The 14,758-nt window shown below is 37.0% G+C and carries 15 protein-coding genes; all 15 read right to left on the bottom strand.

Going from position 1 to position 14,758, the window contains the following annotated elements; translation table 11 throughout:
• Window positions 1–46: 46 nt before the first annotated feature.
• The 15 genes from glmU to JL53_RS01315 all read right to left on the bottom strand — a co-directional run bounded on the left by glmU (window position 47) and on the right by JL53_RS01315 (window position 14,756).
• Entirely contained in the window at window positions 47–1,420 is a 1,374-nt protein-coding gene (gene glmU, locus JL53_RS01385; RefSeq protein ID WP_003718273.1) for a bifunctional UDP-N-acetylglucosamine diphosphorylase/glucosamine-1-phosphate N-acetyltransferase GlmU, read from the bottom strand.
• A 383-nt stretch (window positions 1,421–1,803) separates the two neighbouring features.
• The gene (gene spoVG / locus JL53_RS01380) at window positions 1,804–2,112 is read right to left on the bottom strand and encodes a septation regulator SpoVG (protein ID WP_003750671.1); all 309 of its coding nucleotides are present in this window, start codon (window positions 2,110–2,112) and stop codon (window positions 1,804–1,806) included.
• A gap of 128 nt (window positions 2,113–2,240) precedes the next feature.
• Window positions 2,241–2,549 carry a septation regulator SpoVG gene (spoVG, locus tag JL53_RS01375; RefSeq protein WP_038406532.1) on the bottom strand — a complete coding sequence of 103 codons (309 nt, stop codon included), beginning with the start codon at window positions 2,547–2,549 and terminating at the stop codon, window positions 2,241–2,243.
• 697 nt (window positions 2,550–3,246) lie between these two features.
• The gene (locus JL53_RS01370; protein WP_003718268.1) at window positions 3,247–4,455 is read right to left on the bottom strand and encodes an ABC transporter permease; all 1,209 of its coding nucleotides are present in this window, start codon (window positions 4,453–4,455) and stop codon (window positions 3,247–3,249) included.
• Window positions 4,452–5,144, bottom strand: coding sequence for an ABC transporter ATP-binding protein (locus tag JL53_RS01365; RefSeq protein ID WP_014091728.1), 693 nt, complete (start codon window positions 5,142–5,144; stop codon window positions 4,452–4,454). Before JL53_RS01365 ends, JL53_RS01370 begins: the two co-directional genes overlap by 4 nt.
• 48 nt (window positions 5,145–5,192) lie before the next feature.
• Window positions 5,193–5,870, bottom strand: a complete 678-nt coding sequence (locus tag JL53_RS01360) for an efflux RND transporter periplasmic adaptor subunit (RefSeq protein WP_003718265.1) — start codon at window positions 5,868–5,870, stop codon at window positions 5,193–5,195.
• 157 nt (window positions 5,871–6,027) lie between these two features.
• Complete coding sequence (gene purR / locus JL53_RS01355) at window positions 6,028–6,846, bottom strand: pur operon repressor (RefSeq protein ID WP_003718264.1); 819 nt, start codon at window positions 6,844–6,846, stop codon at window positions 6,028–6,030.
• 162 nt (window positions 6,847–7,008) lie between these two features.
• Window positions 7,009–7,746 carry a carbohydrate deacetylase gene (locus JL53_RS01350; RefSeq protein WP_038406531.1) on the bottom strand — a complete coding sequence of 246 codons (738 nt, stop codon included), beginning with the start codon at window positions 7,744–7,746 and terminating at the stop codon, window positions 7,009–7,011.
• Window positions 7,743–8,639 carry a 4-(cytidine 5'-diphospho)-2-C-methyl-D-erythritol kinase gene (ispE, locus tag JL53_RS01345; RefSeq protein WP_038406530.1) on the bottom strand — a complete coding sequence of 299 codons (897 nt, stop codon included), beginning with the start codon at window positions 8,637–8,639 and terminating at the stop codon, window positions 7,743–7,745. The genes JL53_RS01350 and ispE overlap by 4 nt, the downstream gene beginning before the upstream one ends.
• A gap of 135 nt (window positions 8,640–8,774) precedes the next feature.
• The gene (veg, locus tag JL53_RS01340; protein WP_003718261.1) at window positions 8,775–9,032 is read right to left on the bottom strand and encodes a biofilm formation stimulator Veg; all 258 of its coding nucleotides are present in this window, start codon (window positions 9,030–9,032) and stop codon (window positions 8,775–8,777) included.
• 118 nt (window positions 9,033–9,150) lie between these two features.
• Window positions 9,151–10,038, bottom strand: a complete 888-nt coding sequence (gene rsmA / locus JL53_RS01335; RefSeq protein WP_038406529.1) for a 16S rRNA (adenine(1518)-N(6)/adenine(1519)-N(6))-dimethyltransferase RsmA — start codon at window positions 10,036–10,038, stop codon at window positions 9,151–9,153.
• The gene (rnmV, locus tag JL53_RS01330; RefSeq protein ID WP_003718259.1) at window positions 10,031–10,606 is read right to left on the bottom strand and encodes a ribonuclease M5; all 576 of its coding nucleotides are present in this window, start codon (window positions 10,604–10,606) and stop codon (window positions 10,031–10,033) included. Before rnmV ends, rsmA begins: the two co-directional genes overlap by 8 nt.
• 100 nt (window positions 10,607–10,706) lie before the next feature.
• Window positions 10,707–11,933, bottom strand: a complete 1,227-nt coding sequence (locus JL53_RS01325) for a resuscitation-promoting factor (protein ID WP_038406528.1) — start codon at window positions 11,931–11,933, stop codon at window positions 10,707–10,709.
• Window positions 11,934–12,224: 291 nt separating this feature from the next.
• Window positions 12,225–12,998, bottom strand: a complete 774-nt coding sequence (locus JL53_RS01320) for a TatD family hydrolase (protein WP_038406526.1) — start codon at window positions 12,996–12,998, stop codon at window positions 12,225–12,227.
• A 96-nt stretch (window positions 12,999–13,094) separates the two neighbouring features.
• Window positions 13,095–14,756, bottom strand: a complete 1,662-nt coding sequence (locus JL53_RS01315) for a glycoside hydrolase family 13 protein (protein ID WP_038406525.1) — start codon at window positions 14,754–14,756, stop codon at window positions 13,095–13,097.
• Between the last annotated feature and the right edge of the window lie 2 nt (window positions 14,757–14,758).

Here is a 14,758-nt window from a genome sequence, read left to right as displayed (position 1 = left end):
CAGCCTCCACTATTTTTATTAAAATTTTAAACTTTCCAATTGGAAATTATTTACCGTGATTTAAACGTTTCGCATAGCCTATCTTGTTGTCTTGTTTCGCGCGAGCAATTCCTAAAGCATCATCTGGAACGTCTTTTGTAATAGTTGAACCAGCTGCAATAAATGCACGATTGCCTACTTTGACAGGTGCAATTAAATTAGAATTACAACCAACAAAAACATCATCGCCAATAATGGTTTTCGCTTTGTTTTTCCCATCATAATTAACAGCAATACTTCCACAACCAATATTCACATTTTTACCGATTTCTGCATCCCCCATATAGATGAAGTGCGGCAGTTTAGTTCCTTCGCCAACAACAGCTTTTTTGGTTTCAACATAATTCCCGATTTTCACATTGTTATGAATATCAGATTCTGGTCTTAGGTGTGCATATGGGCCGATTTGAACATCATCTCCCACCTTGCTTTCAAAGATTGCAGAACTTCTAATACGAGCTCGTTCACCAATGATACTATTGACGATTTCTGAACCACTTGTGACAACACAATCCTCGCCAATCACTGTATTACCTCGAAGCATTACACCAGGCTCAATAACCGTATCTTGACCAATTTCTACATTTATATCAATATACGTACTTTCTGGATTAATAAGCGTTACTCCATTACGCATATGATTCTCATTAATTCGACGTTGCATTAATTTAGATGCTTCAGCTAAAGCAATTCGATCGTTCACTCCAAGGGATTCCTCAAAAGATTCCATTCGATATGCCGCTACTACTTCATCTGAATCTTTTAAAATTTTAATAACATCTGGTAAGTAGTATTCTCCTTGCACATTATCATTTGAAACTTTTTCTAATGCTTCAAAAAGAGATTTATTATCAAAACAGTAAGTACCAGTATTTATTTCTGAAATGCGTTGTTCTTTTTCAGTCGCATCTTTATGTTCTACAATTTTTTCTACAATGCCAAGATCATCACGAATAATACGTCCATAACCAGTAGGATCTTCAATCACTGTTGTAAGGATTGTTGCTTTCGCACGTTTTTCATGGTGATATTTCAGTAGAGCTTCCATTGTGCTAGCCTCTATTAAAGGTGTATCTCCACAAACAACTAGTGTAACACCATCTTTTTCAGCAAGAGCTGTTTTTGCTTGAAGTACTGCGTGGGCCGTACCAAGTTGCTCTTCTTGTTTTACAAACTCGCTTTTACCAGCTAAATGCTCTTGTACTTTTTCTGCCCCATGCCCAACTATTGTAACCACTTTATCAACATCAAGTGTCGAAATTTGATCCACTACATGTTCGACCATTGGTTTTCCACAAACTGGATGCAAGACTTTATATAGTTTTGATTTCATCCGCGTGCCTTGGCCAGCAGCAAGCACTACAGCATATCGTTTTGACATTATATAGAACCCCCAATATTCACTATTCTTCCACTATGAATGATAACGTAAAATACGCTTTTTTTCAAGATTACGCCCAAATAAAAACTCTCAACCGTATTTTTAGGCAAAGAGTAAATTCAATGTTTTATTTGTTTGAAAATTCCGAAAGATATAGCCTGCTCGTTTATTTGTTCACTGAAAGCAGAGATTACAGCCGCGCTACAATAAAAGTCTCGAGATTGTGCCTGATTTTGCAACATCATTCTGAATTCTCCTCCCAAATTTCAATCTACTTTTAATTATACCATAGCCAAAATGGAAGACCAAGGCTATTTATCATTTTTTCAAAATTTAAAGACACAAAAAGGGCTAGCAATTGGCTAGCCCTTGGAAATTTTTAATTATTCAGCAGAAACAGATTCAGATTCTTCTTCTGTTACTGCACTTGCTTCTTCTTCTCCAACGCGCACATATTCAGCTAAAACAACTTCTTGAATTTTTGCACGAGTGTCAGAATTAATTGGGTGAGCGATATCACGGAACTCTCCGTCAACGCCACGTTTACTTGGCATAGCTACGAATAAACCGTTATTCCCATCAATAACGCGAATATCATGAACTACAAATTCCTCATCTAAAGTGATTGAAGCAATTGCTCTCATTCTTCCATCAGTTTCTACACGACGTAATCTCACATCTGTTACTTGCATTATTAGTCACTCCTTATCCCATTTGCCTCGATCAAAAAGAATATGCTTTTCCCAGCCAAACATCAGGTTTAATTAAATCCCCTTCTCAAGCTGTTCATAACAATGTTCTTCCTAAAATGAGGATTTTTTTAATTCTCTTCTGCAACACTTTCGTCAGCAGATTTTTCTTCAGTTGCAGTTGGTTCTTCCGCTACTTCATAAGCAGCTAAAACAGCTTCTTGAATTTTTGCACGGGTGTTTGAGTTAATAGGATGTGCAATATCTCTAAACTCTCCATCCGGCGTACGTTTGCTTGGCATAGCTACGAACAGTCCCTCGTTGCCATCGATAACACGAATGTCGTGAATAACAAACTCACCATCAATCGTTATTGAAGAAATAGCTTTCATTCTCCCATCTGTCTCAACACGTCGTAATCTCACATCTGTAATCTCCATTATCTTCACCACCTTATTCTAGTTGCTCTGTTAGTAACCAATGCTCACATGCAACATTAAGTACACACTCGAGAAAAATTCCCCCATAGAAAAAATCGCTTTTTTGAAACAAGCAACATTTACGTAAAATTCTTCCCTATGAACATAATAATAAAAAAAACTAAATTTGACAACTTTGTGAATTCGAAATCAAAAAAAATAGTTTTTCCGTAAAAAGTATTGACATTTACAGATTGTTCGTTGCAAAAGCATCTTTGTATACAATGTTGTATATTTTCACCAAAAAAACTTCTAATCCACTGCTAGAACTGTCTTGCAATGTATTTATCATACTATTTTATGGGTAATAACACCAGTAAAACGGTTGAAATTAAATCATTTTTCAGAAATAATTGTATACAATAAACCAAGCATTCCGCAGATAATAGCACATAATTTTTTACACTTAGACTTTTTTCAATTTCCACATAAATTAATTGTTAACAAAGTGTGCACCCCTCAAAAACACTGATATAATGCATATTTAAAAGATTTTTTGAACTTAAATAACTTGATTCGATGTTTGAAAACACTTAATTGTGACAAAAATGTTAAATCTAGATGACAAGACAACTTATGGCTTTTTTATACATAAACATGTCTAATTTAGTACAAAAAAAAGAATTCGAAATCAATGATTCCGAATTCTTTACTCTACTTATTCAGACCTTAATGCATCAATTGGTCGTAGTTTTGATGCTTTATTGGCTGGAGCAATCCCAAAGATTATACCGATACACAAGGAGAATACAAAGGAGAAGATAATTGTCCCCGCTGTAATACCCGAAGATATGCCAGCAACTGACCCGAATATCAGCGCACCAGATACCCCGATTATAATTCCGATAATCCCACCACAAACACTAATAACAATGGATTCGATTAGGAATTGAAGCAAAATTGCTCTTTTTTTAGCTCCTAGCGCTTTTCTGATACCAATTTCTCTCGTCCGTTCACTAACTGAAACAAGCATAATGTTCATTATTCCGATACCACCTACCACAAGTGATATTGCAGCAATCGCACCAAGCGCAGTGGTTAACGTAGTACTAATTGTATTAAACGCATTTAAAATTTCTTGTTGGTTAATAACTTGATACGATGGTCCCATTTGAGCGGAAGAAGCATTTTCTTCTTGCTCTTTCTCGTCACCAAACTTGATTGCTAAACGAGATTCTAATGTATTTACAACAAAATCAACATCTTCCGCTGTTTTTGTCTCTACATAAATGGTTCGGACATTTGTATCTTTTAATAATCTTTGCGCAGAAGAAATCGGGATGAAGATTTGGTCATCACTTGAACCCATCATCGAAGCGCCTTTTTCTTTTAGAACTCCAACTACTTTGTAAGGCATTCCGTTGAGTCTAATTGTTTCACCAATTGGATTTCCGAAACCAAACAAGTCGCTCGCTACCGTAGAACCTATTACAGCCACCTTCTGACCATATTCAGTATCAATTGGTAGCAAGAAGCGCCCTTCGCTCATTTCCAAACTACGAGCTGCTTTGTACTGATCGTTTGTACCTATAACTTTATTACTTGAGTTTTTATAATCAAATGTCGCATTTACTTGTCCAGATAATTCTGGAGAGACGCTTTTCACTCCATCAATATTTTGATACTTCATTACTTCATCATAGGTGTATTTATCATTAGGATTAACTGAACTATTAACTACCGTGATTAAATTGGAACCTAAATCCCCCATTTGTTCGTCAACTTCTTGCGTGACTCCATTCCCTAGCGAGACTAGTAGGATAACAGATGCTACACCAATGATGATACCTAACATGGTCAAAAAAGATCTGAGCTTACTTGCTTTTAATTGTTTCCATGCCATTTTCATGCTTTGGAGAACGTTCATGCTTTCGTCGCCTCCTCATGAAATAATTTACCGTCTTGAATACGAATACTTCTTGTTCCATAAGAGGCAATGGTTGGATCATGCGTAATCATGACAATAGTATTTCCCGCGCGATTCAATTCTTGAAGAATACCCATCACTTCTTTACCGGTTTTAGAGTCGAGCGCTCCAGTTGGTTCATCAGCTAAAAGAATTTGTGGTTTGCCAGCAAGTGCTCTTGCAATCGCTACACGTTGTTGCTGTCCACCAGAAAGCTGAGTTGGTAAATTTCTTCGTTTTTCAAGCAAACCAACTTTTTCTAAACATTCGAGAGCAGCCTTTTCACGTGCAGAAACACTTAATCCTGCATAGATTAACGGTAGTTCCACATTTTCAAATGCAGATAATTTCGGAAGCAGATTGAACTGCTGGAAAATAAAGCCGATTTTCTTATTTCTAATTTCGGATAGTTTGTTATCACTGAGCTTAAAGACATCTACGTCATCAAGATGATAACTTCCTTCATCTGGTACATCTAAACAGCCAATCATATTCATTAACGTTGATTTTCCTGAACCAGATGGACCAACGATGGATAAAAATTCACCTTGATCAACGGTAAAAGTAACATCGTCTAATGCCTTAAAAGTTTCTCCGCCTAGCGTATACGTTTTTGTTAAATTTTTCATGTCAATTAGCGGTTTTGGCATGTTTATCCCTCCTTCATACAATTTATCTGAATCATATTCACAAAAAACTTAGCTTGGTGCACCAGGTATTGTCTCAGTTTCTTGTGTAGGAAGGATTACTTTTTCGTCTTTTTTAACACCTTTAGTGATTTCAATATTGTCTTCGTTATGCAGACCTGTCTCTACAAATTTTTTCACTTTCTTTGTTTTACCATTATCTTTTTCTTCTGGAACTAGCACATAGTATTTATCGTCGCTATCTTTTTGAACTGCCTCAATCGGTACATAAAGCGCATCTTTTTTCTCATTAACTAAAATAGATGCATCTGCTGTCATTCCTGCTTTTAGATCGTCTGTTTTATCAAGTGAGATAATTACTGAAAAACTAGACACACCGTTTTGTACCTGACCTTGTTCCGCGATTTCTTTCACTTTTCCTGTGTAAGTTTTATCAGGAAGTGCTGTTACAGTAACTTTTACTTCTTGGTCTTTCTTGATGTTTGGAATATCAAGCTCGTCCATTTGCGCTACTAATTGAAGTTCGTCATAATCAGGAACTTGTGTGTTTTCTGGTGAAATCGCCCCTGTTCCGGTAGCGTTTATTTTCATTTCTCCTTGTTTCACTTTTGTTGTAACTAATTTCTCTTGTGTTACAGAACCGCTATCTTTTCCAAGCAACATAACCGCACCAACGGCTACAACTGCGATAATAACAATAACAATTAACCATTTAACCCATTTTTTCATGAATGTTCTCCTTCTGCCCCAAGTATTTGGAAGCCTTATATTTTATGTAACAATGATAGGATTTATTTTACCATAAAACTTAAGTGAGTGAAGTACATCGCAAGGCTGATTTGTTCACAACAAAAGAACAACCCTAGATTTCTCCAAGGTCGCTTACTTAACTATTAAAATAATTCCCATCAACCACTTCGATTTGTTTTTCTTTCATGTTGACATTTTTAATTTTCACAAGTGACACATAATCATCTACTAAGCGTTCTTCCGCATACTCCGATTCAACTAGCACCCCAATGCCAACTAAATGAGCATTAAATTCTTCCAGCAAATTTTTCATTCCGTTAATAGTTCCGCCAGCTTTCATGAAATCATCTACAATAACCACATTGGAGCCTTCCGCTAGACTACGTTTTGATAGTTCCATTTTTTCAATTCGTTTGGAAGAACCTGAAACGTAATTGATGCTTACCGTCGAGCCTTCTGTCACTTTACTATCTCTTCTTACGATGACAAATGGTACGCTTAAGTGTTCTGCAACTGCTTGAGCAATCGGAATACCTTTCGTCGCCACTGTCATAATTGCATCTATTTTTTTGCCGTTAAATTTTGTAGCTAATATTTTCCCAATTGCTTTAAGCGTAACTGGCTCTCCTAACAAGTCAGAAAGATACAAATAACCACCTGGCAACAAGCGATTCGGTTCTGCAATCCGGTTACATAATGTGTGTACAAAATCTAGCACATCATCATTCCCAGCGATGGAAATATATTGTACTCCTCCAGCAGCTCCTGGAACTGTTTCAAGCGTTCCTATTCCTCTATCTTCAAACGTTTTCTTTATGATGACCAAATCTTCACTAATAGAAGACTTAGCTGAGCCATAACGTTCAGCAAACATCGTAAGCGGCACTAGTTTTCGCGGATGCGATAAAAGAAATTGCGTCATATCAATTAATCGTTCACTGCGACGAATCTTCATAATCTCTCTCCCTTTGATAAATTCCGTATATTAAAAAGCAATTCCATGTATTTTGTCCGTATTTTCTCTATTATAAAACGTTTTCTATAAAATTGACAACTTTTATTCTTTTAATGTACAAAAAGCCTGCCAAATAAACTTTCTTTGACAGGACAGTATTTTTTATAAATCACGGAAACTAATAATTTCTACTTCTTGTTGACCTAAATATGCTTGTAACTCTCTGGATGTTAGTATGGTGTGTTCTTTCGTACGGGGTTGAATATAACTAGAAATACGAAGTAACGTATCGTCAATAAAGGCTGGATGAGTCATAATTTCGATTACATCATTTGTACCAATATAGCTTTGAACTAATTTTTTAATGGTTTCAAAGCTTACACCGTCTGCATAAAAATCAGTAGCAAAGAAATCTGGTGTTTTAATCGTCCCAAAATCAGAAACATCTGCATGGCGCCTTAAGCTTACACCATACTTTTCTGCAAGCATGTGTTGTACTGGATAGATTAACGGTTCAATTGAATGATGTGTATCAAAATGAGAAATCATCAGTCCAGCAGCTAAAATTTTCTCGATTTGGGCAGTTAATTCGCGTTCCACTTCTCCCATATCTACATCAGCTAAGCCAGATTCTAGTGCAGTATAATTTTTACGAAAACGACCATCGTCATCAGTTAATGTTTCAAGTCCCTGAAGAATTGGTCTGCCGAAAGTCAAGGTCAAATGCGCGCCGATATCAAGACCTGGGTTTTCTTTTGCTACCTCAACTGCTAAATCAAATGCTGGGCTATTGGCAAGTAGTGTCGTTGATTTTACGACGCCTCGTTTGTAAGAATCCAAAATGCCATATACCGCTCCTGGGCTAATTCCAAAATCATCTGCATTAAAAATAATCTTCATTTGTCTGACCCCTCCGAACTTTTAATAGTATCATTTTCACTCTCACTCCATGGTCTAACCATATATACTTCTTCACAAAAGCCACGTAGGCCATTATAGATGCGTTTCGCTCTTGAGTACTGTTTGATGAGCGCAAACACTGTCGGACCGCTACCACTCATTAGAGCCGCCTCAGCACCAAATGCGAGCATCCGTTCTTTAATCCGTTTAACTTGCGGATTCTTTTCTAACGTTACAGACTCCAAAACATTTCCTGTAGCGGCAAAAATCCCGTCTAAGTCTCCTTGTTCCATTGCCTCTATCATTTTTCTCGTATTAGGATGTTCTACATTATCTATCTGTAACTCTTTATAAATGGTTGGTGTTGATACACTAATGCTAGGTTTAGCAAGTACAATCCAGCAGCCTGGCATATTAGGAAGTGAAGAAATCTTCTCCCCACGACCAGTTGCAATGGCCGTTCCTCCGTATACACAAAAGGCAATATCAGAGCCAATTTCTGAACTAATTTCTGCTAGCTCCTCTATTGAAAGTCCTAGTTCCCAAATAATATTTAGACCTTTAAGTGCTGCTGCTGCATCCGAACTTCCTCCTGCAAGCCCAGCAGAAACCGGAATATGTTTATCTATCGTAATTCGCACCCCTGCTTTTACATCAAAACGTTTTTTCAAAAGGGCCGCTGCTTGATAAATTAAATTGCGGCGGTCTTCCGGGATAAAGTGCGCCTTTACATCTAATATAATAACGTCCTCATCTAGCCGCTCTAAATAAAGTCTATCCGCAAGATCAATCGTTGTCATTACCATTTCTACTTCATGGTATCCATCTTCACGTTTGTAAAGAGCATCAAGCGAAAGATTAATTTTAGCTGGCGCCGTTACGCTTATTTTCATTTTCCCCGCCTCCGCGTTCAAAATCTCTTTTTCTATTCTATCATACGAAAGAAGAAATATGTAGCTGGCAGTCTAAAATGCACTTTAACAAAGCAAAAACCGAACCATGCTTTACGGTTCGGCTACTTCAGCTTCTTACAAAGCTAATTCTTTATTATCATCTGTAAATACAAGTTCTACTGCGTCTGTTAAGATATCCGTATAACTATAGGATACTCTTTCAAAGTTGTTTTCATCTTGATCAAGCTCTACAATGAAAACGGATGGATATGTTTCAGCTAGGATGCCGCAACGTTCAATCGTTTTTTTACGACCGCCGTTTGCTTTCAATGTCAATGCTTTACCTAATCTAGAATCTAAATTCGTCTTAATGCTTGCAATGGTTTTTGGCATTTATTTTCCACCTCACTAATCAATAGTATAGCACAGGTGGGCCAATAAATCAATAACCAAATATTTTAACAGTTGTAAGTGCTAACTGTCAACTAAGAAAGCGCTTTTTTTGAAAAAATTATTTTTCTGCTAAAAAATCAGCTAAAAAATTGCTTAATTTAGCAAATTCAGGGATATCTAGCGTTTCACCTCGACGAATTAAGTCTATACCAATAGCATTTAGACCTTCTACTAATTCTTCTTTACGGGATTTTAGGGCTGGAAACTTGGAAGCTAGATTATTCCATAATGTTTTCCTTCTTTGCGCAAAGGATGCCCGCGTTACTTCAAAGAAAAATTCTTCGTCATTTACCTGCGCTAGTGGCTCTTTGCGACGCTTCAAATGAATGACTGCTGAATCTACGTTGGGTTGCGGCATAAATACTGTTTTCGGTACAATAAATGCTAGTTCAGCCTCCATATAGAATTGAATAGCGATTGTTAAACTTCCGTAGCTTTTGGTACTTGGAACTGCACTAATGCGGTCCGCAACTTCTTTTTGAAGCATGAAAGTCATCGAATCAGCTGGAATGTTATCATGTAGCAGTTTTAAAATAATTGGTGTTGTTACATAATAAGGCAAGTTAGCTACAATTTTCAGAGGTAATTCCGGATGGGTAAATTGAGTAGAAATGACTTCTTCCACATTTGCTTTTAGGACATCGCCGTGAACTACTTTGATATTATCGTAGGCACTTAATGTATCATCTAAAATCGGCAACAAACGTTGGTCGATTTCAAAAGCAACCACTTCCTTCGCCGCTTTCGCAAGTTGTTCTGTTAATGCGCCAATCCCTGGACCGATTTCAATTACGTTTGTTTCTTTGTTAATTTCAGCTGTGTCTGTAATTCGTGTCAAAATGTTACTATCAATCAGGAAATTTTGACCTAAACTTTTTTTAAATAAGAAACCATATTTTTTTAGGATTTCTGTCGTTTTTCCTGGTGTTGCAATATCTTTACTCATGCTCTTCCTCCTGCATAATCTTTTGGCACGCGGCCACTAACTGTTCTTCACTAATAGCAAATGATTCTAGACGAGTTTGCAATTGTTTTCCGTTAGTGTAGCCAATTTTAAGTGTGTTTCCGAGTTTTTCTCTACGTTCTTTTGAACCAACCCCACCTAGAAGTCCTAAATTTATTAGAATATCTTTGGAGATAAATTGTTTTTCAGCTAGCGTGCTGCTTGTATGGAAATGTTGCAATGCTTCTCGAATATTGGTGATACTAGCATGCTCTACTCCTAGACCTCGACCGGCTTTTGGTAAGGCGTCTTGGCGATTAATAAAAGCATGTTTACAACCAGGAACGGCTGAGTCAATTTGTTTTCTAATTTTTTCGCCTGGAAAATCCGGGTCAGTAAAAATAATGACTCCTCGAAGTTGTTGCGCATGTCTAATTTTTTCAATCGTTTCTTGTGAAAGGGCTGATCCATTTGTCTCGATGGTATCCGCAACGACAGAACGATTAATGGCAGTTGTATCGTCGCGTCCTTCTACGACAATAAACTCATGTATTACAGGCTTTTCGCTCATAAGACTACATCCTTTTTAGTAAATAATTATATCCATCATACCACATTTTGAACAAAGAAAAAACGAGGCCCTATGAGTCAGCCTCGTTTTTATGCGTTTATTAGTTTAACACTTTTACGGTTACAGTTCTTCTACCCCATGAGTAGCATGAACTTTCATTTGGGAAATAAACGTCAACGATATTTCCTTTGATTGCTCCACCAGTATCACCAGCAATAGCTTCTCCATATCCTTCAACCCAAACACGTGAGCCAAGTGGAATAACACTTGGATCTACAGCAACTACTTTCATTCCTGGATTAGCACTTAAGTTAATTCCTGTCGCTGTTGTTCCACCACCTGAATAAGCAGTAGATTCCATTGTGAATGTTTTACCGCCAGATGGAGTCGATGAAGATGATGAAGTGCTAGATGACGCTTTTTTAGCAGGTGTTGCATTAGCTATTTGCGATACTACTGGTTTTGCTTTTGTACCACGAACAACTACTCTATCAGATTTTGCAGCAGTAACATTTTCTTTAATGACATCGCGTTTTTTCTCTTTACCATTTTCAAATGTTACTTTATACTCAACAATTTTTTCACCAGTTTTACCTTCTTGAACGACTTTTTCAACGCCTTGATTTAGGCTGTCATCTTCTTTGTAAACTGTATTGAATTTAATTTGCTCTTTTTTCTTATCAGCTTTTGAATCAACATATGTAACTTGTACGGTCATTTTTTCCTTTAAGTTACTGTCTTTCGCAGGTGACACACGGTCTTCTTTGTCCAGTTTGATATTTTTCTCGGTTAGTAAATCACCAACACTAGTTTTGGTTGTCCAAACTGTATCTTTTTTTGCTCCGTTTTGTAAGGAAAGTTCAATGGCACGATTAATGTTAACTTCAAGGCCGTCTTTTAATTTATCATCTAATGCTACGTTTAACACATCATGTGGGTTTGTTATAATGTTTTCGTCTTTAAGTAAATCAGAAACATTTTCTTTTGTACTCCACACATTTTTCTTTGTGCCATTATCATTTATTGTAACTTCACGGGCTGGAAGATATTTAATTTCCATACCGTCTTTAATTTCTGCATTTTTACCTGGCGCAATTTCATCATGTTCGCTTACTTTAATTCCTGCTTCATCAAGTGCTGCGGAAACTGTTTTAGCGTGTGTTCTTGATTCCATTTTTTCACCAGCGTTTACTATAGTGATATCGTTTTTAGTTCCTTCGAAAACGAAATAAAAAACCAATGCTACTACAATAACAAATCCTGCAATCATGATTGGTAATTTCCATTTTGATGATTGGGCTACGTTACTGCTGTTTTCCATGGTCATGTATTTCTCCCCTTTCTACTTCGCTAGTGATTATATACAGGGGAGCAAACAACTGTCAATTTTTTTAATAGATTGTTCATATTTGCGCAAACTTAGTAAATAAACGTTGGTATGAAGCCGTTTTAAAATTAACAAAGCTTGTTAAATATCAAATGTAACAAAAGTATGTCATTTTTCTACGTCTCTGGTCGTAGGCATAAAATAAGGGTTTTGGTCCAAATACCTATTTTTATATCTTTAAAGCTTAAGATTGGGTTACAGAGTCAGACTTATGTTACAGTTTCATTACAACTAATCTCTAATTTTAAACAACCGTTTTGCGTTATCCGTTGAGTGCGTTGCGATTTCGCTGTATTTCATTTCTTTCAATTCAGCTATTTTTTCGGCAACTAACTTGACGTATCCCGGTTCGTTTCTTTTTCCACGATTTGGTGTCGGAGCAAGATATGGAGCGTCAGTTTCGATTAATAATCGGTCAATTGGTATAGCCTGAGCTGCAATTTTTGGTAATTTGGCGTTTTTGAAAGTGACGGTTCCGCCGAATGAAATGTAAAAATTCATCGCTAGGCAAGCTTCCATTACTTCGACTGATTCACCAAAACAATGCATAATTCCACCTACTTCTTCGGCGTGCTCTTCTTGCAAAATTCGAATGATATCTTCGGTCGCTTCACGATTATGAATAACTATCGGCAAATTCACTTCTTTGGCTAGACGAATTTGTTTTCGAAAAACCTCAAATTGTGTTTCTTTCGGCGAAGTATCCCAATGATAATCAAGTCCCATTTCGCCTAAAGCAACTACTTTTGGATGGGTTAGGGCTAAATCGCGTAACCACTCTAAATCTTCGTCAGTAAAACTAAATGCGTCTGTAGGGTGCCAGCCGACGATTAGTGAAATGAAATCGTATTTTTCTGCTAGTTTTAATGCTCGGTCAATGCTTTCTTTGTTAAAACCGACAACGGCCATACGAGTTACATCGTTTTCTTGTGCTCGCTTTATTACTTCTTCTATATCATCGTCAAAAGCCTCGTCGTTAAGGTGCACATGCGTATCAAATAGCAATGAAATTCCTCCTAATAAATCAATTTCCTTCTATTATACTATAAATTTTTGATCGAACAAAAAAACCACCCTGAAATCGGATGGCTTTTCGGCTATTTATTTCACTTGATAAACGATTGCTTCGTATGGTCGTAAAGTTCCTTCTATAATATCTGGTACATTATTTACTAATACTGTACCTTTTTTAATGTCATTTAAGATATTTTTGTCCGTAATGATTTGTTCGTCTTCAGTAAAGTTACATAGAACGACTAATTTTTCATCATTTGTATAGCGTTCGTAAGCAAATACGGCTTCATCGTTTGGTAATAATAAGCGATAGTTACCTGTTGTGATGATTTCGGTTGATTTGCGTAATTTGATTAGGTTTTGGTAGTAGTAGAAAATGGAATCTGGATTTTTAAGCGCTTCTTCGTTATTGATTTCGGTATAACGAGGGTTCACTTTAATCCAAGGTGTGCCTGTTGTGAAGCCTGCATTTGGGCTATTGTCCCATTGGTAAGGTGTTCTTGCGTTGTCACGACCTTTTGTGTAGATTGATTCCATAATGTTTTCATGGCTGTGTCCTTGCTCTTTTCGTTCTTTGTACATGTTGAGTGTTTCGATATCACGATATTCATCTAGGCTTTCAAAATGAACATTTGTCATGCCGATTTCTTCCCCTTGATAAATATACGGCGTTCCTTTCATCATGTGCAGACATGTCCCAAGCATTTTTGCAGAACGAACTCGGAAACGATTGTCATTTCCAAAACGGGAAACGATACGTGGTTGGTCATGATTGTTCCAGTATAAGCTGTTCCAACCGTTTTCTTGAAGTGCCACTTGCCATTCAGACATATTTTCTTTTAGTTCTGGGAGGTAAATTGGTTTTAAATCCCATTTGTTATCTCCGTCTGAATCTAAGTTCATATGTTCAAAAGTAAATATCATATCGACTTCTTTATTAGCTGGGTTGGTGTAGATTTGGGCGTCTGTTGTACTAGCGCCAGGCATTTCCCCAACTGTCATCACATCGTAATTAGAGGTTACTTCTTGATTCATTTCGCGCAAGAATTCGTGAATCCGTGGACCATTACAAAAATCGTTGCCAGCGTCTCCATAAGTTTGACCTTCAGCAACTGGGCCATCTGGGAAATCAGTGTTTTTAGAAATGAAATTAATTACGTCCATGCGGAAACCATCAATCCCTTTATCTAGCCAGAATTTCATCATGTTATAGACATCTTGACGTAATTTTGGATTTTCCCAGTTTAAATCAGGTTGTTTTTTGGAGAATAAATGCAAGTAATATTCGCCTGTTTTTTCGTCTAATTCCCAAGCTGGACCACTGAAAATCGAGCCCCAGTTGTTAATTTCGTTTTCTTCACGCCAGAAATAATAATCGCGGTAAGGATTATCTTTTGATTTACGAGACTCTTCGAACCACTTGTGCTCATCAGATGTGTGATTGACAACAAGATCCATCACTAGTTTCATATCGCGGTCATGAAGCCCTTGTAATAAATTATCGAAAGTAGCCATATCGCCATATTCTTCATAGATTTTTTGGTAATCGCGAATGTCATATCCATTATCATCTTGCGGTGAGTCATAAACTGGCGACAACCAGATTACATCCACGCCTAGTTTTTTTAGATAGTCTAATTTCTCGATAATCCCTTGAATGTCCCCAACGCCATCCCCATTGGAGTCATTAAAACTCTTCGGATAAATTTGATACACTACACTTTTTTTCCACCAGTCTTTTTCTTTCATTT

Source organism: Listeria ivanovii subsp. londoniensis, from assembly GCF_000763495.1.
In the GTDB taxonomy this organism is placed as follows: domain Bacteria; phylum Bacillota; class Bacilli; order Lactobacillales; family Listeriaceae; genus Listeria; species Listeria londoniensis.
The sequence above is the reverse complement of the archived record's forward strand: the minus strand, read 5'-3'. Positions and strand labels throughout refer to the sequence as shown.

What these genes read in the sequence shown, in the direction of transcription:
- JL53_RS01365 (WP_014091728.1), bottom strand. Translation starts at nt 5,144, where the DNA reads ATGCCAAAACCGCTAATTGACATGAAAAATTTAACAAAAACGTATACG.
- veg (WP_003718261.1), bottom strand. Translation starts at nt 9,032, where the DNA reads ATGCCAAAAACCATTGCAAGCATTAAGACGAATTTAGATTCTAGATTA.
- JL53_RS01315 (WP_038406525.1), bottom strand. Translation starts at nt 14,756, where the DNA reads ATGAAAGAAAAAGACTGGTGGAAAAAAAGTGTAGTGTATCAAATTTAT.
- purR (WP_003718264.1), bottom strand. Translation starts at nt 6,846, where the DNA reads ATGAAGATTCGTCGCAGTGAACGATTAATTGATATGACGCAATTTCTT.
- spoVG (WP_003750671.1), bottom strand. Translation starts at nt 2,112, where the DNA reads ATGCAAGTAACAGATGTGAGATTACGTCGTGTAGAAACTGATGGAAGA.
- JL53_RS01350 (WP_038406531.1), bottom strand. Translation starts at nt 7,746, where the DNA reads ATGAAGATTATTTTTAATGCAGATGATTTTGGAATTAGCCCAGGAGCG.
- rsmA (WP_038406529.1), bottom strand. Translation starts at nt 10,038, where the DNA reads ATGAGTAAAGATATTGCAACACCAGGAAAAACGACAGAAATCCTAAAA.
- ispE (WP_038406530.1), bottom strand. Translation starts at nt 8,639, where the DNA reads ATGAAAATAAGCGTAACGGCGCCAGCTAAAATTAATCTTTCGCTTGAT.
- JL53_RS01325 (WP_038406528.1), bottom strand. Translation starts at nt 11,933, where the DNA reads ATGACCATGGAAAACAGCAGTAACGTAGCCCAATCATCAAAATGGAAA.
- glmU (WP_003718273.1), bottom strand. Translation starts at nt 1,420, where the DNA reads ATGTCAAAACGATATGCTGTAGTGCTTGCTGCTGGCCAAGGCACGCGG.
- spoVG (WP_038406532.1), bottom strand. Translation starts at nt 2,549, where the DNA reads ATGGAGATTACAGATGTGAGATTACGACGTGTTGAGACAGATGGGAGA.
- rnmV (WP_003718259.1), bottom strand. Translation starts at nt 10,606, where the DNA reads ATGAGCGAAAAGCCTGTAATACATGAGTTTATTGTCGTAGAAGGACGC.
- JL53_RS01370 (WP_003718268.1), bottom strand. Translation starts at nt 4,455, where the DNA reads ATGAACGTTCTCCAAAGCATGAAAATGGCATGGAAACAATTAAAAGCA.
- JL53_RS01360 (WP_003718265.1), bottom strand. Translation starts at nt 5,870, where the DNA reads ATGAAAAAATGGGTTAAATGGTTAATTGTTATTGTTATTATCGCAGTT.